This window comes from Streptomyces sp. NPDC048331, assembly GCF_043201215.1.
Taxonomy (GTDB): Bacteria; Actinomycetota; Actinomycetes; order Streptomycetales; family Streptomycetaceae; genus Streptomyces.
In genome coordinates this window covers 78,598-98,355 of record NZ_JBICYT010000026.1, presented here as the reverse complement: position 1 = coordinate 98,355, position 19,758 = coordinate 78,598, and the positions used below count along the sequence as shown (strand labels likewise).

Sequence of the window (19,758 nt, the reverse complement as noted above, 5' to 3'; positions counted from 1 at the left end):
ACGCAGTCGCCTTGGTCGTCGCCCACCTTCCCGCCGAGTGCGGGCCGGCAGTCGCTGGCACTGCCAATGACCTTGACAAGTCAGATTCCACATAATACAAGGGAAGTCGGCCGGCATGGCCCGCCACTTCGTTCCGTTGTCGACCAGATAGCGGATCGCGTCCAGTATCGCCCGGTGGCAGTACGCCTCCGGCTGCCCGCCCCGACCTCGCAGCCAGCCCGGCACCGGCAGCAGCGGCCGGACCACGGCCCACTCCGTGTCCGTCATGTCCGAGGGATACCTCCGAACACGCTCTGGATGGTCGGCCGCATTCCCGAACCGGTGAGCGACACAATCACACGACAGAGCAGCCGAGTTGAACTCCACCGGCGCGAGCACGTACAACTGCGGCAACAGGGTCTCCTGGATCTCGGTTGGCTTCGCAACCCCGAGCTACCAAGAGGCCCTGCCTTCATGCCCGCAGCCGACCACGGTCACCCAAACGAGACTCCCGTTCGACACCCACCCCTCAAGATCGGAACGACAACAGCTACTGAGACCCAGACCTGCTCGAATTCTTCGATCATCTGTTTAACCCCTGTGGCCTCGGCGAAGCGAGGCCCACCATCGGGTTTCCAGCTGAGGGTTGGCGCTACGACCTCTTCGACGTGGCCGCAGGCAAGCGCAGCAGGCCTCATGCCTGGCGATCGCCCACGAGTGGGATGGGGAATGGGAGGACGACATCCACGAACGGGCGGCTGCCGAGGCTATCGCCCTGACACCGTCCGGGCACGCACAGTGGTGGACCTCCTGGAGGTACTCCAGGTCCTTGAGCGCGACGGCGGCCGACTGCGAGTCGAACCTGTTGGGCTTCGCAGTGACGTCGACCGCCGAAGAGACTCAACCCTCCGCAAACCACGGTGGTGAACGCTCTCCATCCGATTGAATGTATGCCGTGACACATGCTCTTGGTTTCACCGAGGAAGACCTGCGCCGGCTGGCGGGGGCGCGCTCCTTCGAGCGGGGGCTCGGCTATCTGTCCGCGGTCTCCCGGCTGGAGATCGGAGACGAAGCGATCACCGCCACCGTCGACGGAAGCGAAGCCTACGAGGTGGAGCTCACCGAGGACGAGGACGGTGGACTGACCGGCTGGTGCGACTGCCCTTACGGCCGGGACGGCAACTTCTGCAAGCACTGTGTGGCAGTCGGCCTGGCCGTCTTGGGGCAGGCCTATTCCGTACCGCAGCAGCGGTCGGCCGCCGCCTCGCGTACCCAACTGCTGGACACATGGCTGGAGTCCCGCACCCGGGAAGAACTGCTCGCCCTGCTACGGGAGCAGCTGGCCGATGACCGTGACCTGCGGCGGCGCCTCGCACTGCGCGCGGCCGCCGCCGGGGAGGACGCCGGCATCGTCCGGGAGCGCATCCTGAGCCTCCTCGACACCCGCCCCTTCGCCCGCTACGGGTACGTCGAGTACTCCGACGCCCACGCCTACGGGCGGCAGGCAGCTGAGGCCGTCACCGCACTCCGGGCGCTGACGGCGAGCGGCCGCTCGGCGGACGCTGTGGAGGTGGCCCGTGAGGCTCTCCAGGCTCTGGGGCGAACGTACGGCGAGATCGACGACTCGGACGGCCTGATCGGGGACGTCGCCACCGGGCTGGCCGAAGCCCATCTGGAGGCCTGCCGGACTGCCCGGCCCGACCAGGTGGAGACCGCCGAGTGGCTGGTGCAGTACCTGCTGAACGAGATGAACGATGCCACCGACATCGACCTCTTCGACTACCGCGAGGTGCTCGGTGACCCGGGCCTGGCCCGGGCGCGGGCATTGGTGGTGACTGCTTGGCAGGCGAACCCCAAGGGGTGGGCGGAGAAGTACCTCATGGAGCGTCTCCTGAAGGCCGACGGCGACAGCGTGGACGCACTGGTAGAGGTCCACGCGGCGGACCTCGCCCCGAACGGCCACACCCACCTGGGGATCGCCAGGGAGCTGGAGACGGCGGGCCGCCCGGTCGAGGCCTTGGAGTGGGCGGAACGCGGACTGCGGGAGACCGTCTCCGAATGGGGACCGGACAGCGATCTGGTCGCCTTCGTCTGCGAGCGATACGAGCGGGCCGACCGCCTGGCCGACGTGGTCGCGGTCCGCCGGGACCTGCTGCGCGCCCGTCCCTCGCTGGCCGCCTACCAGAATCTGCGTACAGCGGCCCGGGCGGCCGGAATCTGGGAAGGCGCCGAACGCACGGACGCCCTGGAGTCGCTGAAGGCCGTCTCCCAGCCCAAGACGGGCCGCTGGTACGACGGCTCCCTGCTGGTCGACGCGCTCATCGACGACAACGACCTCCAGCCCGCCTGGCAGGCCGCCACCGACGGCTACGCCGACCAGCGCCAGTGGCTCACCCTGGCAGACCGGCTCCGCGACCGGCAACCGGCCGACGCACTGACCGTCTACCTCCGCTGGATCGAGCCACTGCGCAAGCAGACCGGTGACAGTACGTACGAACGCCTCGCGGAGCTCCTCCTCAGCGCTCGCGCCTGCCATCGGACGCTCGGTACCGAGGCCGAGTTCGCCACCTACCTGGCCACCTTGCGCGCCAACCAGAAACGCAAGCGGAAGCTCATGGCCATTCTCGATCAGCACGGGCTCTGAGCGACTTGCCCGCCGCAGAATCACGCCGCCGACGAAGACGAGTGCGAAGCTGGGATTTCACAGCGCCGAAGGACTCGCCCGTCACGTGCACGTCGCAATCGCCGAGGGCGGCGCTCGGGGCGTCATGTGCGATCCGCGCACCGGCACGGGCGAGGGCCGTCTGGCGGAGACGGGTCGTGCCGTCCTTGACCTCGGTCCAGGTAAGCCGGAAGGCCCCGCCGTACCAGAGCAGGCGAAGTCGGTTACATCGGCGCCTGCCGTCGGCCGCATGGCGACCAGGGCAGCGGTCGGCGCGGCCCTGTGCCCGTCGCTGGTCCGATCGGTGACGGGTTCACCGTCGGGCAAGGAGCGAGCCGAGCGCAAGATCTCCTCAATGGAGCGGCAGCTGACGCAGTTCGGCACACCGGTCCAGTACGCTCCGCGACTGGCTGGCTGGCTGGCTGGCTGATCACGCCGACAAGAGGGCCCATATGACAAATAGCCGGATGGAGTGAAAACTACGTAAGCAACTTACCGGCCTTTTCGGCGCATGCAACGGTCACGGCATGAAGAGTATCGCGACACTTATGACACCTATCGCCGTAGCGGCTTTACTCCTCGCGGGCTTCGCCACGCCCGTCCACGCGGGCCCTTACTGGGAGAAGACCGTCAAGTGCAATGCGACCGATCCGGACGGCCGGAAGATCCCCACGCGCGTCGGCAACGGCGAACTGGGCTGGAACCACTTCACCGGTGCACACAACATCAGAAAGTGCGCGCTGGTCAACATCCCGCTCCAGGGCAACGTCGACAAGTTGGACGGTGCCAACATCCAGTACTGGGGCTGGGCCTCCAACCGGGCGCACGGACGTGTGAAGCTCATCGTCAAGGTGCGGTACGCGCGCAAGACGGTGGACAAGAGGTACGACGCGGGGCCCGGGAACGTAATCGGTGTGATCACCGCGTACTGCAACGGTATGCCGAAGTGCCCGAACTGGGTGAATGAGTGATTCGGTGAGCGAAGACGAGCACGAGATCGAAGACCTTCAGGTGGAAGTGGCCGCCCTTCTGCTGGACTACGTCTACGCGCCGCTGCTGGAGGACCAGCATGTACGGGGAGTCCTGCCCGCTCCGTCCGGGGCCCCGGCCGTTCGGGTCGCCCTCGGCGACGGGGGCGAATGCGATCCCGCCCGCCTGACGGCGTACGAGATCCCCCTCGGTTCCGGTGAGGAATTGCGCACCCCGCACGACGTCGTCGCCCTGCTCCGGGCGGTACACACCGGAACACATATCTACCCCTCGGACAGGGTCACGTCCGTCATGGGAATGGACCTCTACCTCGTCGACCCGACCCAGCTGAAAGAAGCACCCTTCACCACGGACGACTGGGCTGCCACCCTCCTGCGATGCCTGGCCCGTCCGTCCGAGGAACAGCCCCCGGCAAGGCTGCGCGGATTCCTGTTCCGGGAAGGAGGTCTTCTGCGCCTCTACATGGACAGCGACGAGGCATCCAGCGTGATCGCCGCCGATGTCCAGCCGGGCGGTGCACTGACCGCGCTCCTCGCCGCACTTCCCTCACTGCTCGGCGAGGAGTGGCGGACATCTGATGGCGCGGACGACCCGCACTGCCGGTACCTGGTGGATCTCACCCGCTGGTGACATGTCCAGGAGCCGAGGCCGGCAGCTTACGGTCCGGTCGGGATGTCACCAGTTCGCTCCATGTCACGACGCCGGAGGCCCGAATGAGGAGGACATGCTCCCCGGCCCATGCTGGTCATTTGCTGACCTGCCCGAGGGCAACATGGCCCTGACCTGCGGAAACGTCCGGATGTCAGATGTGGGACTTGAACATGGTACGAAGCATGGAGAAACTCCCGGATTGTCTGCTCCCTGCCTGCTCACGCAGGTCAAGGGCGGTCGCCGCACCTTACAACGACGTCGCCTGCCCGGTCAGTCCTCCCCGGGGCTTCCCAGCACTCACCGCGCCGCATCCTGGCACGGGTTCGAGCCGCTCCCGTTGTGCGAACAGGACGTGGTCGTTCCAGCGGGACGGGCTCTCGTGGGCGGGGAAGCGCAGGCGCGGGTGGAAGTAGACGCCTCGTGGCTCGGAGCCCATCGGGCGGAGGCCGCTTGAGTAGCATCTACTCACGCCGAGGAGGCCCGTGGACGTGCAAGGTCGTCCTGCGCCCGCCGGGCCCGGGTCCGCATCGGCGACCCGTGCCGGGTGTCGGCACCGGTTCAGAGCTCAGGTGGCTGCCTTGCATTCTCCGTACACGAAGCGTGATGTCCAACGCGCCTGGCCCCTCGTCGGCAGGGAAGCGGAGAAGGAGGTGTGCGAGGCGGCCCTGTCCGACCCCTCCTGCCACGGGGTCGTGATCCGGGGATCGGCGGGTGTCGGCAAGACCCGCCTGGCCACGCACGTGTGGGAGAGGGCCCTGGCGGCGGGCCGTCAGGGGAGCCGGGCGACAGCGACGGCAGCGGCGGGCACCATTCCGTTCGGTGCTCTCGCGCACCTCCTCCCCGACAGTCTCGATTTCGGCGATGCTCCCGCCGCCTTCCACGCGGCGAGAGCGGCTTTCGTGGACCGGGAAGGCCACGGCTTCGCCCTGTTCGTCGACGATGTGAATCTGCTCGACGCCAGCTCGGCCACGCTCATCGGGCAGTTGCTGGACATGGAGTCCATCTTCCTGGTCGCGACCCTGCGTTCCGATGTGATGGTGTCCGACGCGGTGCTCGCCATCGACCGGACCGAGACCATGGCGCACGTGGACCTCCACGGACTGTCCGAGGACGAGGTGGAGGGAGTCCTGACCACGGTCCTCGGTGGAGTCGTCGAGCGAAAGGTCGTGTGCGAGCTGCACCGCCTGAGCGAAGGCAACCTGCTCTTCCTCCGGGAGCTGGTGTTGGGCATGCTCGGCTCCCACGCCCTGGTCCCCCGTGGTGGTGTGTGGCGGGCCCCCGGTCAGGCGACGGGTCCACTCCGGACGGCCAGGCTGAGCCAGCTGATCCGTACCCGGCTGAAGCGCTACGGCGCGCAGGGCACGCGGACCCTGGAAACGCTCGCGGTGGCGGGGCCGATGGGGGTACCGGATCTCATCCGGGCGACGTCGGCGGAAGCGTTCTTCGCGCTGGAGGAGGCGGACCTGATCCACGTCCATGTCTCCCGGCGCCGCATGACCGCCACGTTGGCGCACCCGCTCTACGGCGAGATCCTCCTGGAGACCGTGCCCGTGAGTCGACGCGTTCACATTCTCGGCGAGTGTGAACGGAGCGTCCTCGCCCACGGCGCCAAACGCCTGGAGGACGTGTTGCGGATCGCGACGTGGCAGTTGGGTGCGCGGGGTACGGCGGACCCGCACCTGATCGTGGAGGCCGCGATGCTCGCGCGCCACAGCCACGACTACGTCCAGGTCGTGGATCTGCTGGAGGCGCTTCCCCCTGCCTCGGTGACCGAGGAGACGATGCTGCAACTGGGCGAGGCCTACTACCTGCTGCACCGCTACGACGACTCCGAGCGTCTGCTGGAACGGGCGTACGGCACGGCGGGCACGGAAGCCGAACGCCTTCGCCTGGCGATCGAGAGGACGCAGAACCTCTTCTGGGGGGCGGCCCGCGTCGCCGATGCCCTCCAGGTCAATCGGCAGGCGTTCGAGGCGACGGGTGACGCGCAGGCGCGGGCCGCGCTCCGGGCGAACGAGGGCGCGATGCTGGCCTTCTCCGGCCGCACCGACGAGGGCCTCGACCTGCTCGACGAGGTCGAGCAGATCCCCGACGAGCGGGTGCGTCTCTACGCCTGCGCCATGAAAGCACTGGGACTGAGCGCCGCGGGCCGGACCGAGGAAGCGGTCGCCCTGGCCGGCCGCACGTACGCGGAGCACGTCGAGGCGAGCAAGCGGATCATCATCCAGCATCCCGCGGCCGCGCTGTCCGTGCTGTCCCTGTCCCGCATGGCCGCCGGGGACCTCACCGGCGCGCGACGCGCGGCCGAGCGGGGACATCGGGAGGCGCTGACCGACAACGCCACGCAGCCCGCGGCCTGGCTCTCGTACGACCTGGGGCGCACGGCCTGGTTGCAGGGGAGGGTCGGCGACGCGCGCCGCTGGTTCGCCGAGACGCTGGAGTTGTCCCTGGGCGACGGCATTCTCGTCCCGCTGCGGCCGGCCGCGGCGGGACTCGCGGCGGCCAATGCCGTACTCGGTCGTACGGACGAGGCCGATGCCCTGGTCGCGGACCTGGCCGGATACCCGGACGTCTTCTTCCTCCCCGGTGAGCAGGCGCTGGGGAAGGCCTGGGCACTCGCGGCCCGAGGACACACCACGGCGGCATGCGACGTCCTGACGGGAGCGGCGGATCAGGCCCGGGAGGCCGGTGCGGTCTCCTCCGAGTTGCTGCTCCTCACGGACGCCGCCCGCCTCGGCGCCGCGTCGCGGGTGCTGGCCCGGATGGTGGGACTGGAGGGGAGGTGCGACGGAGCGTTCGCGTCCCCGAGAGTGCGGTTCGCACGCGCCCACGCCGCGCAGGACGGTGCGGGTCTGCTCCGGGCGGCCGACGAGCTGGAAGAGATCGGTGCTCTGCTGGTGGCGGCGGAAGCGGCCGCGGCGGCGGCGAACGCCTTCCACCGCGCGGGAGATCCGCGGCGCGCGACGTCCGCCCTGCACACATCGGCCGAGCTGGCGCGCTCCTGCCAAGGAGCCGTCACCCCCGGGTTGCTGTGTCTCCGGTCGGCCGCCCCGCTCACCGCGCGGGAGAGGGAGATCGCCTCCCTCGCGACGACCGGGATCACCAACAAGCAGATCGCAGACGAACTGCACCTGTCCACGCGAACGGTGGAGAACCACCTGCAGCGGGTCTACGCCAAGTTGGGGATCGCCTCGCGCCGCGACCTGGCCACCCGGCCGGCCCCTCGGCAGGGCGGCTGAAGCCGCGTTCCCCTGCGGTCGCACGGCACGGCTTGAGTACCCGCTACTCACGCGCACCGGCTCCCGCCACGGTTGGGTATCCGAAGGAGAATCCCCGCACCGAGGAGTCCGTTCCCGCACATGAACACACGTTCCGCCGCACTCACGCTCCTCGGAGCCACCGCATGCGCGGCACACCTCTTCAACGGATACGCGTTCGGCTCGCTCACGGCCCACCCCGGCGGGGGTCTGCCCGTCTGGCTGGTCTGCACGGTCTTCGCCGCCGGGCTGGCCCTGACGCTGCACCTGGGGTTCAGGGGCGCCCTCGTATCGGCGGTCGCCGGGTTCGGTGCCCTCGGGCTGGGATTCCTGGCAGCCGGGATCGTGCAGCGCGACGTGGTCGGCCTGATCGCCGGACCGGTGCTCGTGCTCGTATCGATGTTCGTCCCCTGGCAGTTCGTGCGTGCCGGGCGTCGTGTCGGCCTGTCCCTCCTCCTCGGGCACGGAGGCGGAACCACCTCGGATCCGGCACCTGAACGCCACACCCGACTCTGCGACCCGCACGAGCTGGACGGCCGTGTCCTCGGCCTGTTGGAGGACACGGTGCACCGCTACTCGCTGGGGGACCTGCGTACGCTCGTGCGGCTGTGCTGCGAGACGCGCTACACCTACAGCGGCACCGTCGACCGTGGCCGGTTCGACCTGGCGCCCGTCCAGCTCGCGGTGTGCGTCCTCACGGAGAAGCTGGTGGTGCTGCTGATCGTGGACACCGACGGGCAGGGTTTCGCCCGTGTCGGAAGGCTCGCGCAGACCCTGGTGACGGACGGTTCCGGCGTGGCGCTTCTCGGACCGCACGTCGATGTCCGGTCCGGGTGGCTGGGTGAGGCCGAGGCGTCGAGCCACATGTTCCCCCTCGACGGCGGCGCCGCGGGCGACCGCTTCGTCGCGGGGTTCCGAGGACTGCTCGCCACGGCCCGGCACGCGTGAACGACGGGACGGGGACCGGGATGGGGACGGGACCATCGAGGGACCGGGCGCCCACCAGGACGCCCCCGAGGACCACGGCGACGAGTGGTGGGTGGACGAGTGGTGGGTGGTCGAGGCGGCCACCGGGCGGGTCCTCGCGACCTGCCCGCTCGGCACCTACCCGGACGGCGCTGTCGCGTTCAGGCATCCTGACGGGGTGCACATGGGCCTGGGGACGATCGTCCACGACGGGCCGAGCCATACCTTCTGGGGCAGCTACGTCGACGGCCGGCCGCACGTGATCGTCGTACCCTCCGCGGGAATCACGCGACGATCGCCCGACGGTCCGGCACCGGCCTGGTGCGGGGCGAGTGGTTCGGCGGGGCCGACTGCCTCGACGGCGAGCGGGTCCTCGTGGAGGTGCGTGTCGATGGAGCGGGTCTGGATGACGGCCGAGCCGGGCACGGGGCCCTGGGGACCCGCGCCCGGAGGCGCGTTCGACGGCAGAGTGCGTGTGGGCATGTGTCCCTCGTACGGGGTGGAACCTGCAAGTGTGTCGAGATTCGCAGGCCCGCTCCCGGGCGACGTGAGCATCGGCTGCTCAAGCGGCCGCGCGATCGCCGAGGACCCGTCACTTGGTCCATATGTCCAGCAGTTGACCGGCCGCACGGAAGTGGTCGGGGGAATCCACGTTGCACACGACGGTGACGGCGGTGGTGCGGTCCGGGCTCACTTCGAAGGTGCTGTGGAATCCCTCCCAGTCACCGCGGTGCACCAGGCTCTTGTCGGGGAGCAGGAGGATTCCGGCCCCGTACCGCCCTTCTTCGATGCCGCGTCCCCGCAGCACGTCGCCCACGCTCACCGCCCCCTCCGTGACGCCGGTGAGCAGTTCCGTGCCGCCGATCCGACCGGTGCGGTAATTGTCGGCCCAGCGGACGAATTCCCCGGGTGTGGTCTGGACGGACCCGTCCCCGTACTGTTTCCAGGGGGAGGAATTCGGGGTGAAGGAGCCGTCCTTCTCGTCGTACGACGTCGCCTTGCCCGGAACGTCCGCCGCCGGGGACAACACCATGCGCAGGTGCAGCGGGGTGAAGAACTCCTGTTGGAGGAAGGTCGGGAAGGGCGTGCCGGTGACCTTCTCGACGACGTGCGCCAGGAGGACGTAGTTGGAATTGGAGTAGGAGAAGCGCTTGCCCGGCGGCTCCTCCGGCTGTGCGGCGAGGATGGCCGCGATCGCTTCCCGCTGGCCTGCCGGGTCCGTCAGCCCGATGCCCTTGGCCTCCAGCAGATCCTGGTAGTCGGTGATGCCACTGGTGTGGCGCATCAGGTCGCCCAGGGTGACGTCACGCGCCCAGGCGGGCGGGTCGTCCAGGAAGTCGGACAGGGGGTCGGTCAGCGCCAGTCGGTGCCGCCCGGCGAGCAGGAGGACGGCGTCCGCCGTGAACTGCTTGGAGTTGGACGCCATGTCGAAGACCGTCTTCGAGGTGATGGGGCGCCCGGTCGCCAGATCGGCCTTCCCCCTCCCCGCCTCCCAGACGACGCTTCCCCGCTTGCCGACGGCCGCCGCACAGCCGGGGCCGTCGGAAGAAGGCACCAGTTGCCGCAGGACCGCCGCGCTGCGTGCGGCGCGGTCGTCGCCGGCCGCGTGAGCCCCCGGGACGACGACGCCGGCGAGTACCAGCGCGACCATGGCGCCGCCGGCGGTGCACCACGACATCGTCCGACGCACGGATCCCACCTTCTTCCGGTCACTTGGCGGTGATCGTGAACGGTTCCGGTTCGAGGCCCGCCACGCAGCCGGTGTCGGGCGCGGTCGGACGGGTGAGGAAGGACGCCAGGACCTGCTGGGCGCAGGGCGACTGCGGGACCACCCAGTGCCCGATGCCGGGGATCCGTACGGTGGTCGACCGGGGCAGCTCACGAGCCGTCCGCTGCGCCCAACTCGCCCCGGTCTTCATGTCGAAGGTCCCGTTGAGGAAGAGTGTCGGCACCGATCCGGCGGGGGCCACCCGCATCGTGGCGGTGCGGTCCGGGACGTTCCAGACCCGGCACACCTCTTCCTGGAAGGCCAGCTGAGGCGCCTGGGCCAGGACCTGCTCCGGCCAGTCGGGGAACGCCTCGCGGCCCGCCCTCAGCACGTCCGACGCCGAGTGGTCCGGTATCCACTCGGCGCACACCACCGAGTTCGTCAGACCGTGGGCGGTCTGACCGGTGACCTGGACCGAACCGGCGGCGCGGGCCCGGGCGAAGCGCTCCGGGCGTCCGCGGCCCAGTTCGTCGATCGCCGCCGGAACGTCCTTGAACGGGATCGCCTTGGCGACGAGCAGGTTCACCAGTGCGCCGCCGTCGAGGACGACCTTCACCGGATCCCCGCCCTGCGGTGGGGCGACGTCCAGCGTGAGCGGATGGGCCTCCAGCGTGCGCACCTGCTCGTTCAGGGTGCGTTCGAGGTCCGGGTAGCGGCTCTTGCAAGCGGGCTCCGCCGCGCAGGCCTTGTAGAGGTTCTCGAGGCCCTCCCGGGCTCCGGCCCAGGCGAAGGGCAGGGAGACGTCCCGCGGAGGGGCGATGGAGTCGAACGCCACCGAACGGACCCCCCGGGGGTGCAGGCGCAGGTAGGTCAGGGCCAGGTTGCTGCCGTAGGAGTGGCCGTAGACGTTCCATTCCTTGATGCCGAGCGCGGTGCGCAGGTCGGCGAAGTCGGCGGCGTTCTCGGTGCTGTTGTAGGCACTCAGGTCGGTTCCGTCGGCCGTGAGACGGTCCCGGCACCGCTTCACCGCGTCGAGCATGAGCCGCCGCGTCGCCGGTGCGTAGGAGGGGAGCCCGACGGACGTGGCGTAGAAGTGGTCCAGCTCCGGGCAGGCGAGGTCGGGCTGGTCGTAGAGATTGCCGCGCTGGGCCATGACGATCAGGTCGCGGTCCCGGTTCAGGCCGGAGGAGACGAGGTACGGGATGTCGTCGAAGGTCTCGCCCCCGGGGCCGCCGGACATGAACACCACGGGATCCTGGGCGGGTTTCGCCGAGGTGGCCGGGATGACCGCGACGGCGAGCCGGATGGTCCGGCCGCCGGGACGCGTGCGGTTCTCCGGGACCTCCAGGTATCCGCACCGGGCGGTGGCCAACGCTTCGATCGGCTCAGGAGTCCTGGGGCAGGGGCCCGGCACGAAGCGCGACGCGGCGGCGTGGCCGGGACCGGTGGTGGCCGGGTGGAGCGGTGCGACGCCGGCCGGACGCGGGGACAGTGCCGTCAGGAGGCCCAGGGCGGCCGCGGCGGCGGCTGCCCCGATTCGGAAGCGGTGCCTTGCCATGTGATCCCGTTCCTCTGCCGATCAACGGCTGCCCCGCAGGACGACGCCGCGGCGGTATGGGTGGAACGCACACGATCGACGCTACCAGCCGGTCCGAGGGCCCGCCGGGCGCCGTCGCGGCACCCGTCCCTCACCGGTCGGGGCGCCGCCCGGGCGCCGCCCCGCTGCCGACGGCGCGTAGAGGTTGGAAGATGGATTGGTGAGCCACTATCCGGGAGGCCTGAGGCGCCGGCTGCTCAGCTCGGCCACGAGCCCCTCCGCTCCCCCTCGTGCTCCCTCCTCGGAGGACGGCCGGGAGCGCCAGGAGCACGCCCCGCCCCCCAAGGGAAGGCCGGCCCGGCGACCGCAGCGCCTTTCCTCCCTCCTGAGCGCGCGCAGCGTGGCCGGCGAGGTGTTCCTCCTCCAGCTGGCGGTCGTGGTCCTGCTCGTCGCCGCCGCGGTCGTGGCGCTCGTCGTGCAGGCCCGGAGTTCCGCGATGCTGGACGCCCGGCACCGTACCCTCGCCGCCGCCGGAGCCTTCGCGGAGTCGCCGGGAATCGTCGCCGCCGTGCGCAGCCCCCACCCCAGCGCGGAGCTCCAGCCGAGCGCCCAGGCGGCCGCGAAGATCGCCGGGGTCGACGGCATCAACGTGTACACGCTGGACGGGGTCACCCTCGCCCACAGCGACCTGCGGCAGATCGGCAAGCGTGTCGTCGGCCCCTTCTCCAAGGCGGCGGCCGGCACGTCCTTCACCGAGACGTTCGCCGGGTCCCTGGGTCAGTCCGTGGTGTCGGTGGTCCCCGTCAAGGACGACGACGGCAAGGTCATCGCCGTCGTCTCGTCCCCCGTCACGGTCCAGAACGTCCAGAGCATGGTGAACGGGCAGCTGCCGGTCGTCCTCGGGACCGCGGCCGGCGTGCTCGCCCTGTCCGCGGGCGGGACGGCGCTGGTGAGCCGTCGGCTGCTGCGGCGGACCCACGGTCTGGGGCCGGCCGAGATGACGAGCATGTACGAGCACCACGACGCCGTGCTGCACGCCGTACGGGAAGGCGTACTGATCATCGGCGGTGGTGGACGGCTGCTGCTGGCCAACGACGAGGCGCGTCGCCTGCTGGACCTGCCGGCGGACGCGGAAGGGCGCCCGGTCACCGATCTGGGTCTGGAGGAGGGGATCGCCGATCCGATCGCGTCGGGCCGGTCCGCGACCGACGAGCTGCACATGGCGGCCGATCGGCTGCTGGCCGTGAACATCCGGCCCACCGCCCCCTACGGCAAGGCCGGGACCGTCGTCACGCTGCGCGACACCACGGAGCTGCGGGCGCTCGCCGGCCGGGCCGAGGTGGCCCGCGAGCGGCTGAAGCTGCTGTACGACGCGGGAGTGCAGGTCGGTACGACGCTGAACGTGGAGCGCACCGCGCAGGAACTGGCGGAGGTGGCGGTCCCGCGGTTCGCGGACGTGGTCACGGTCGACCTGCTGGACCCGGTGCTGCACGGTGAGGAGCCGCCCGAGGTGATCACCGAGATGCGCCGCACCGCCGTCGTCGGCCTGCGGGGCGACCACCCGCTCTCGCCCGTCGGCGAGGTGATCCGGTTCGGGCCCACCGGCCCGATGGCGGCCGGGCTGGCCGGCGGCCACGCGGTCCTGGAGACGGACCTGCGTGCCACCCACCGGTGGCGGGCCCAGCACCAGGCGAACGCCGCGCAGATCCTGGACCGCGGCATCCACTCCCTGATCGTCGTGCCGCTGCGGGCCCGGGGCGTGGTGCTGGGCATGGTCGGTTACTGGCGGGGACAGGACTCCCCGCCGTTCGACGGAGAGGACGTGTCCTTCGTCGAGGAGCTGACCGCCCGGGCGGCGCTGTCCGTCGACAATGCCCGCCGCTACACGCGCGAGCACGACATGGCCGTGACCCTGCAGCGCAGTCTGCTGCCCCGGGGCGTGCCCGAGCAGTCCGCCGTCGAGGTCGCGCACCGCTATCTGGCCGCCAAGGCCGGGGTGGGCGGTGACTGGTTCGATGTCATCCCGCTGCCGGGGACGCGGGTGGCGCTGGTGGTCGGCGACGTCGTCGGTCACGGTCTCTACGCCGCCGCCACCATGGGTCGCCTGCGGACCGCCGTGTACAACTTCTCCACCCTCGACCTGCCCCCGGACGAGCTCCTGAGCCACCTGGACGAGCTGGTCGCCCACATCGACACCGACGAGCAGGAGTGGCAGGGGATCACCGGGGCCACCTGCCTGTGCGCCATCTACGATCCCGTCTCGGGGCAGGTGACCGCGGCCAGCGCCGGGCATCCGGGGCCCGCTCTCGTCGCCCCCGACGGAACCGTGTCGTTCCCCGATGTGCCGGTGTCCCCGCCGCTGGGCCTGGGTGCGGGTCTGCCCATGGAGACCATGTCCCTCACCCTGCCCGAGGGCTCCCGGCTGGCGCTCTTCACCGACGGGCTGATCGAGAGCCGTGACCAGGATCCGGACGCCGGTCTGGCGGCGTTGCGCGCCGCCCTGTCCGGGCCCGCCCGCACCCCGGAGGAGACCTGCACGGCGGTGATCGACGCCATGCTGCCGTCCCGGCCCAGCGACGACGTCGCGCTGCTGGTGGCCCGTACCCGCCTGCTGGATCCGGCGCGGATCGCCGAATGGGACGTGGCGCCCGACCCGTCGGCGGTGTCGCCGGTGCGCAACGCCTGCGCGCGCCGACTGGAGGAGTGGGGTCTGGAGGACATCTCGTTCACCACGGAGCTCATCCTCAGCGAGCTGCTGACCAATGCCGTCCGGTACGGCACCGAGCCCATCCGGGTGCGGCTGCTGTACGACCGCTACCTGGTCTGCGAGGTGTCCGACGGGTCCAGCACCTCCCCGCACCTGCGTCGGGCCGCGGACACCGACGAGGGCGGCCGTGGTCTGTTCCTCGTGGCGCAGTTCGCCGAGCGCTGGGGCACTCGCTACACCGACCGCGGCAAGATCATCTGGAGCGAGCAGTCGCTCCACGCCGGGGACGCGCCGGCCTCGCTGGATCTCGGGGAGGCGCTCCTGGCCGGGTGGGACGACGAGGGGTTCTGAGGGCGCGCCGCTACGGCAGCAGCGGGGAAGACGGCGGACACCACGGTCCAGGACTGCGCCGCCGAGGCTGCCGAACGTACGCTGGGCTCGATCGGTCCGCGTACGCCCGTTATGGAGCCTTTGTGCCCACACCCCGTCTCCGGACAGCCTTCGTCGCCGCCCTCCTGGCCCTTGTGGGCGGGTCCCTCGGCGCCTGCGGCGACAAGCCGGTCGCCGAGCCCAGCGCCCCCGCGGTGGCCACCTCCGCCGCGGACGCCGGCGGTATGGCGGCACTGACCGCGGCGGCGAAGAAGGAGGGCGCGCTCAACACGATCGCCCTTCCGCGCGACTGGGCCAATTACGGCGCGCTGATCGACGGCTTCGAGAAGAAGTACGGGATCAAGGTCGCTGTGGAGAACCCGGACGGCACCAGCCAGGACGAGATCGACGCACTGAAGGAGCACCGGCGCGACGGCCGCGCCCCCGACGCGATCGACGTGGGGGACTCGTTCGCCCAGTCGGCGGCCCGGCAGGGCCTGCTCACTCCGTACGAGGTCGCGGAGTTCGACCGGATCCCCGAGGAGCAGAAGGACAAACGCGCCCGCTGGGCCAACAACTACGGCGGCTACATCTCGATCGGCTGTGACGCCAAGCGGGTGAAGAACTGCCCCTCCACCTTCGCGGATCTGCGCAAGCCCGAGTACAAGGGCCAGGTCTCGCTCAACGGCAATCCCACCAAGTCCGGCTCCGCCTTCGCCGGCGTGTACGCGGCGGCCCTGGCGAACGGGGGGGCCTTCGGCGACATCCAGCCCGGGATCGACTTCTTCGCCGAGCTGGCCAGGAACGGCAACTTCAACCCGGTCGAGTCCTCACCGGAGACGATCGCGGAGGGCCGGACCCCGATCAGCATCGACTGGGACTTCCTCAACCTCGGATACGCCGACCAGTTCCGGGAGAAGGGCGTGGACGTCGACTGGCGGACCGCCATCCCCTTCGACGGCAGCTTCGCCGAGTACTACGCGAGCGCGGTGAACAGGGACGCCCCGCACCCCGCCGCGGCCCGTCTGTGGCAGGAGTACCTCTTCAGCCCGGAGGGCCAGAACCTCCGGCTCGGCGCCTACGCGCGCCCCGTCCTGATGGAGGCCATGGCCGAGGACGGCACCCTCGACAAGGCCGCCGCGGAGAATCTGCCGACGGTCGAGGGCACACCGACGTTCCCGACGGAGGGGCAGCGGGAGAAGGCCCGCGAGACCGTCAACCGCAACTGGGCCAAGGACGTCCTGGGCTGAGCCCCGGCGGGGATCCGGCGGGGTGGATCAGGGCCGGGCGGCGGGGGCGCGCTGTCAGGTACGCTCCCCCGCCGCCCGGGTTCTCAGGAGGCCCGGACGCGGGTCGCGTCGGCCTGTTCGCCGCCCCACAGGAGGGCGACAGGGGTGGTGGACGGCTCCTCGGGGGTGGCGAGCCGTCCCACGAGTGCGCCGTCGCGGGTGACGAGGACCGCGGCGGAGCCCGCGGGCAGGTCCAGCGTCCAGCCGCCGGTGTCGGTGCCGCTGCCGGTGACCCGGTCGGCGTCGTCGCTCGGGTTGAAGGCGCCGAGGACGCGGACTCCGTCGGGTCCGGACCGGCTCAGTACGCGGGCCCTGCCGTACGCCGTGGTGGGGCGCGGTCCGGCCGGAGCCGGGAGCGAGGCCGCGAACGAGGCGAGGAAGGCCGCGACCGCGCCGTCCGCGCACTCGCCGGCCGGGAGCGTCAGCTCGCCGGGACCGTCGGCGCCCGGATGCCCGGCCCGCAGCACGGCGACGGGTACGGGGGTGCCGTCGGCGGCGGGCGCGGGCTGCTCGCCGAGCCGGCCGAGCCCGATCAGCTGTCCGGAGTCGGCCGGTCGGCGGTGCACGGCGTCGGCGAGTTCCGCGAGGACGGTGCGGCCGGTGCGCTGCCAGGCGCCGGCCTCGGTCAGGGCCCCGTCGACGAGGACCACCGCGTCGCGGTCCAGGACGGAGCCGAACAGCAGGTCGCCGTGGCGTTCGAGGAACGTGGCCAGCAGCCTCAGGCCCTGGGCGTTGGCCTGGTGGGCGCCGCCCTCGGCGAGCGGTGCGCCGGGGGTGTACGGCGCCGTGTGCAGGGCGGGCCGGTGACCTCACCGCGGTCGTAGGGGGGCCGCTCGGACCAGTACGCCACCCAGAAACGGTCGGGGGCGGCGCCAACCGTGCGTTCCAGGGCGGTCATGGACTCGGGCGGCTGGACACGCGCGATGACACCGAGCATGTCGAAGAGGACGGCTTTCATCCTTCGGTTCCTCACGTCGTACGGGTTCAGAGTGTGGTGACGGCATCCGTGCGCCCGGAGTCGCGCGGACCGGACGCGCCGCCGGGGTCGGGGGCGTTGCGGCGCAGCCACAGGCTCAGCACGCCGCAGACGACGGCGAGCAGGAACAGCAGCAGCGGCACCGTCTTGATGTCCATCGTGTCGATGACCGCGCCCAGGAGGGGCGGGAACGCCACGCCGCCGATCATCGAGGCGGCGATCACGTAGGCGCCGGCGGCACCCACCCCGGGAACGGCGCGGTTGAGCCAGGGCAGACAGGTCGGGAAGATCGGCGCGATCATCAGGCCGACGCCGAAGTACGCGTACGGGGCGAGGGCCGGGACGGTCGCCGGCAGGAGGAAGCCGGCCATACCGGCGCAGCAGACGAGGAGGATCGACGGCGCCGACCAGCGCAGGCTGATCGGCGCGGCGACGAATCGGCCGATGGTCATGGCGGCCCAGTAGGCGGAGGTGGCGGTCGCGGCGGTGGCTGCGCCGTATCCGACGGCTTCCAGGTGGGTGGGCTCCCAGCCGCCGACGCCGGTCTCGATGGCGACGTGCAGGACGTAGACGCCGATGAACACCGCGATGATCGGAAGGACCCGGGCACCACCGGCCGGCGCGCCGGCCACGGGGGCGGGCGCGGGCTCCCGGGCGGCGACCCCGCCCAGGGTGACCAGGATCAGCAGGCTGATCACGCCGGTGCCGATGAAGATCTGCGGATAGCTGTCCGCCCCGAGCCGGCCGATCAGGGCGGGGCCGGCGATCGCGCCGATGCCGAAGTGTGCGTTCAGCAGGTTGAGCATGGCGGTGCTGCGGTGGCCGAAGCCGACGGCGAAGAGCTGGTTGAGGCCGTAGTCGATGCCGCCGAAGCCCAGGCCGATGACGAACGTGCCGGCGAGGGCGAGGCCCCAGCTCGGCGAGAAGGCGAAGGCAGCCACGCCGGCGGCCATCAGCAGGTAGGAGCCACCGAGCAGCACCCGGTTGTTCAGGCGGCCCCGCAGGAGGTGGTAGATCAGCACACCGAGGAGGGCGCCGACGAAGTGGGCGCTGAGGCTGAGCCCGGCCACGGCCGGACTGATGCCGAATGCGTCGCGCAGGGCCGGGATCGCCGGGCCGTAGAGCGCCTGGAGGGCGCCGATCACGACGAACGCCAGGCACGAGGCGCCGATCGCGACGGGGGTGAGGAGGGGCTTCCCCCCTTCCGGCGGTTCGGCCTCATGGGTGGCGGTCATGGTTCTCCTCATCGGTCACGGCCGAATGAACACGGTCAGCGTTCATGGCGGGCGGTAGTTCCCACCGCTCCCCACAAACTACACATCGCGTATGTTCGTTTCAACAGATTGAATGTTCGAAACGCACATCCCGGCCATCCTCCGCCACCATCTGTGCTAAAAGCAGACACATGAACGTGATGGAGAGGCACAAGTTCGTCGTGGGACTGCTCATGCGGCAGAACCGCGCGACGGTGGCCGAGCTGGCCCAGGCCACCGGGGCGTCCGAGATGACCGTCCGCCGGGACCTGGAAGTCCTGGAATCCCGGGGAGCCCTGCTCCGCGTGCGCGGCGGCGCGGTGAGCAGCCTGCCCGGCGGCGTCGAGCCCCCTTACGCGATCCGGGCCATGTCCGGATCCCAGGCCAAGGAGCGGCTCGCCCGCGCCGTGGTCGACCTGCTCACCGACGGCGAGACCGTGGCACTGGACACGGGTACCACCGCCGTGGCCGTCGCCAAGGCCATGGCGCACCGCCAACTCACGGTCGCCCCGCTCTCACTGCACGCGGCCTTCGCCCTCTCCGCACACCCCGGCGTCCAACTGGTGATGCCGGGTGGGCAGGTGCGTCCCGAGGAGCTGTCCTTCCACGGCTCCACCCCCGTACAGACCTTCAAGGATTTGTGCTTCGACACGTTCATCCTGGGGTGTTGCGGAGTCGATCCCGTCCAGGGCGCCACCGCCTACAACCTCGACGACGTGCAGGTGAAGCGGGCGGCGGTCGCCGCGGCGCAGCGCGTGATCCTGGTCGCGACCGCCGACAAGATCGGCCGCGCGGCGCTCGGGCGCATCTGCGCCATGGAGGAGATCGCCCTCGTGGTCACGGACGCCCCCGCGGACTCCCCCGCGATCGAGGCGCTGCGCGACCAGGGGGTCGAGGTGGTCCATCCGGCGGACGACTGAGCCCGCCGGGCGTCCCGGGCGGTCCCCGCGCACACGGCCGGCGCGCGGGGTCGGCCGGTCGTCCGGGATCCATGCGTGGGCACCTTTCCTCCGTGGTGCGCATCCCCGATCGACGCGCCCCGACCAGCATCGACACGGGGACCGCCGCCCGCCAACGGGGTGCGACCGTCGTCTTGCCGCCTGTCGGAAAGACGACGGCAAGAACGTGCCGCACCTCCCGGGCGGGCTCCTACACGTTCCGGTCATCCCCGTCGAGGCCCGCCGTCCGGCCTACCCCTTCGCCCCGCCCGGCCAATTGCGCCGTGGATCAAGGATCTTGCACCGCCCTCCCGCCAAGACCCGCCCACGAGAAGCGTGTCCGATACACGCTCCTGGGGCGGCGGGGGTGGAGCGGAGGCTCCTGGCATCGCGATCGCGACGGATGCGAACGAGGGGGCAGCGAAATGGAATCAGGCGCGCCGCAACGCCCGCAGGACCCTGACCGACCCCGTGAG

The 19,758-nt window shown here is 70.9% G+C and carries 15 protein-coding genes and 1 pseudogene; 9 read left to right on the top strand and 7 right to left on the bottom strand.

All coding sequences use genetic code 11. The features are described from left to right. Positions 1-99: 99 nt before the first annotated feature. Positions 100-345 (bottom strand): annotated as a pseudogene (locus ACGFYY_RS30515) (transposase); the annotation flags it as partial. Positions 346-934: 589 nt separating this feature from the next. On the opposite strand from ACGFYY_RS30515, the gene ACGFYY_RS30510 reads away from it, so the two are divergent. The 6 genes from ACGFYY_RS30510 (at position 935) to ACGFYY_RS30485 (ending at position 8,487) form a co-directional block, all read left to right on the top strand. Further along, a complete protein-coding gene (locus tag ACGFYY_RS30510; RefSeq protein ID WP_393714312.1) occupies positions 935-2,623 on the top strand; it encodes an SWIM zinc finger domain-containing protein in 1,689 nt (562 codons plus the stop codon). An 85-nt stretch (positions 2,624-2,708) separates the two neighbouring features. Further along, entirely contained in the window at positions 2,709-3,071 is a 363-nt protein-coding gene (locus ACGFYY_RS30505; RefSeq protein WP_393714310.1) for a hypothetical protein, read from the top strand. A gap of 118 nt (positions 3,072-3,189) precedes the next feature. Then, complete coding sequence (locus tag ACGFYY_RS30500; protein ID WP_393714308.1) at positions 3,190-3,612, top strand: hypothetical protein; 423 nt, start codon at positions 3,190-3,192, stop codon at positions 3,610-3,612. Positions 3,613-3,616: 4 nt separating this feature from the next. After that, the gene (locus tag ACGFYY_RS30495; protein WP_393714306.1) at positions 3,617-4,261 is read left to right on the top strand and encodes a hypothetical protein; all 645 of its coding nucleotides are present in this window, start codon (positions 3,617-3,619) and stop codon (positions 4,259-4,261) included. Positions 4,262-4,860: 599 nt separating this feature from the next. Next, on the top strand, positions 4,861-7,521 hold the full coding sequence (locus ACGFYY_RS30490; protein WP_393714305.1) for a LuxR C-terminal-related transcriptional regulator: 2,661 nt from the start codon (positions 4,861-4,863) through the stop codon (positions 7,519-7,521). Between the two features lie 120 nt (positions 7,522-7,641). Beyond that, the gene (locus ACGFYY_RS30485; RefSeq protein WP_393714303.1) at positions 7,642-8,487 is read left to right on the top strand and encodes a hypothetical protein; all 846 of its coding nucleotides are present in this window, start codon (positions 7,642-7,644) and stop codon (positions 8,485-8,487) included. A gap of 255 nt (positions 8,488-8,742) precedes the next feature. On the opposite strand, the gene ACGFYY_RS30480 is transcribed toward ACGFYY_RS30485, so the two are convergent. From ACGFYY_RS30480 to ACGFYY_RS30470, 3 genes are all read right to left on the bottom strand, one after another. Further along, positions 8,743-8,988: a hypothetical protein gene (locus ACGFYY_RS30480; protein WP_393714301.1), complete on the bottom strand. Its 246-nt coding sequence runs from the start codon at positions 8,986-8,988 to the stop codon at positions 8,743-8,745. 109 nt (positions 8,989-9,097) lie between these two features. Next, on the bottom strand, positions 9,098-10,195 hold the full coding sequence (locus ACGFYY_RS30475) for a serine hydrolase domain-containing protein (RefSeq protein ID WP_393714299.1): 1,098 nt from the start codon (positions 10,193-10,195) through the stop codon (positions 9,098-9,100). A gap of 19 nt (positions 10,196-10,214) precedes the next feature. Then, positions 10,215-11,771 (bottom strand): alpha/beta fold hydrolase, encoded by a 1,557-nt coding sequence (locus tag ACGFYY_RS30470; RefSeq protein ID WP_393714297.1) that lies wholly within the window; start codon positions 11,769-11,771, stop codon positions 10,215-10,217. Positions 11,772-12,135: 364 nt separating this feature from the next. On the opposite strand from ACGFYY_RS30470, the gene ACGFYY_RS30465 reads away from it, so the two are divergent. Both ACGFYY_RS30465 and ACGFYY_RS30460 read left to right on the top strand, forming a co-directional pair. Beyond that, complete coding sequence (locus ACGFYY_RS30465; RefSeq protein WP_393714314.1) at positions 12,136-14,808, top strand: SpoIIE family protein phosphatase; 2,673 nt, start codon at positions 12,136-12,138, stop codon at positions 14,806-14,808. Positions 14,809-14,930: 122 nt separating this feature from the next. Then, positions 14,931-16,076, top strand: a complete 1,146-nt coding sequence (locus ACGFYY_RS30460; RefSeq protein WP_393714295.1) for an extracellular solute-binding protein — start codon at positions 14,931-14,933, stop codon at positions 16,074-16,076. Positions 16,077-16,159: 83 nt separating this feature from the next. Here the strand turns inward: ACGFYY_RS30460 and ACGFYY_RS30455 are convergent, their stop codons facing one another. From ACGFYY_RS30455 to ACGFYY_RS30445, 3 genes are all read right to left on the bottom strand, one after another. Then, positions 16,160-16,765 carry a hypothetical protein gene (locus tag ACGFYY_RS30455; RefSeq protein ID WP_393714294.1) on the bottom strand — a complete coding sequence of 202 codons (606 nt, stop codon included), beginning with the start codon at positions 16,763-16,765 and terminating at the stop codon, positions 16,160-16,162. 68 nt (positions 16,766-16,833) lie between these two features. After that, positions 16,834-17,073 carry a hypothetical protein gene (locus ACGFYY_RS30450; RefSeq protein ID WP_393714292.1) on the bottom strand — a complete coding sequence of 80 codons (240 nt, stop codon included), beginning with the start codon at positions 17,071-17,073 and terminating at the stop codon, positions 16,834-16,836. Between the two features lie 26 nt (positions 17,074-17,099). Next, entirely contained in the window at positions 17,100-18,326 is a 1,227-nt protein-coding gene (locus ACGFYY_RS30445; protein WP_393714290.1) for an MFS transporter, read from the bottom strand. Positions 18,327-18,496: 170 nt separating this feature from the next. Here ACGFYY_RS30445 and ACGFYY_RS30440 point away from each other — a divergent pair, with 170 nt between their 5' ends. Continuing rightward, positions 18,497-19,264, top strand: a complete 768-nt coding sequence (locus tag ACGFYY_RS30440) for a DeoR/GlpR family DNA-binding transcription regulator (protein ID WP_393714288.1) — start codon at positions 18,497-18,499, stop codon at positions 19,262-19,264. Positions 19,265-19,758: the final 494 nt, after the last annotated feature.

Bases quoted from the DNA above. Each gene is read 5' to 3' on its own strand.
- ACGFYY_RS30480 (WP_393714301.1), bottom strand. From the start codon at position 8,988: ATGCCCACACGCACTCTGCCGTCGAACGCGCCTCCGGGCGCGGGTCCC.
- ACGFYY_RS30450 (WP_393714292.1), bottom strand. From the start codon at position 17,073: ATGAAAGCCGTCCTCTTCGACATGCTCGGTGTCATCGCGCGTGTCCAG.
- ACGFYY_RS30445 (WP_393714290.1), bottom strand. From the start codon at position 18,326: ATGACCGCCACCCATGAGGCCGAACCGCCGGAAGGGGGGAAGCCCCTC.
- ACGFYY_RS30440 (WP_393714288.1), top strand. From the start codon at position 18,497: ATGAACGTGATGGAGAGGCACAAGTTCGTCGTGGGACTGCTCATGCGG.
- ACGFYY_RS30500 (WP_393714308.1), top strand. From the start codon at position 3,190: ATGACACCTATCGCCGTAGCGGCTTTACTCCTCGCGGGCTTCGCCACG.
- ACGFYY_RS30485 (WP_393714303.1), top strand. From the start codon at position 7,642: ATGAACACACGTTCCGCCGCACTCACGCTCCTCGGAGCCACCGCATGC.
- ACGFYY_RS30470 (WP_393714297.1), bottom strand. From the start codon at position 11,771: ATGGCAAGGCACCGCTTCCGAATCGGGGCAGCCGCCGCCGCGGCCGCC.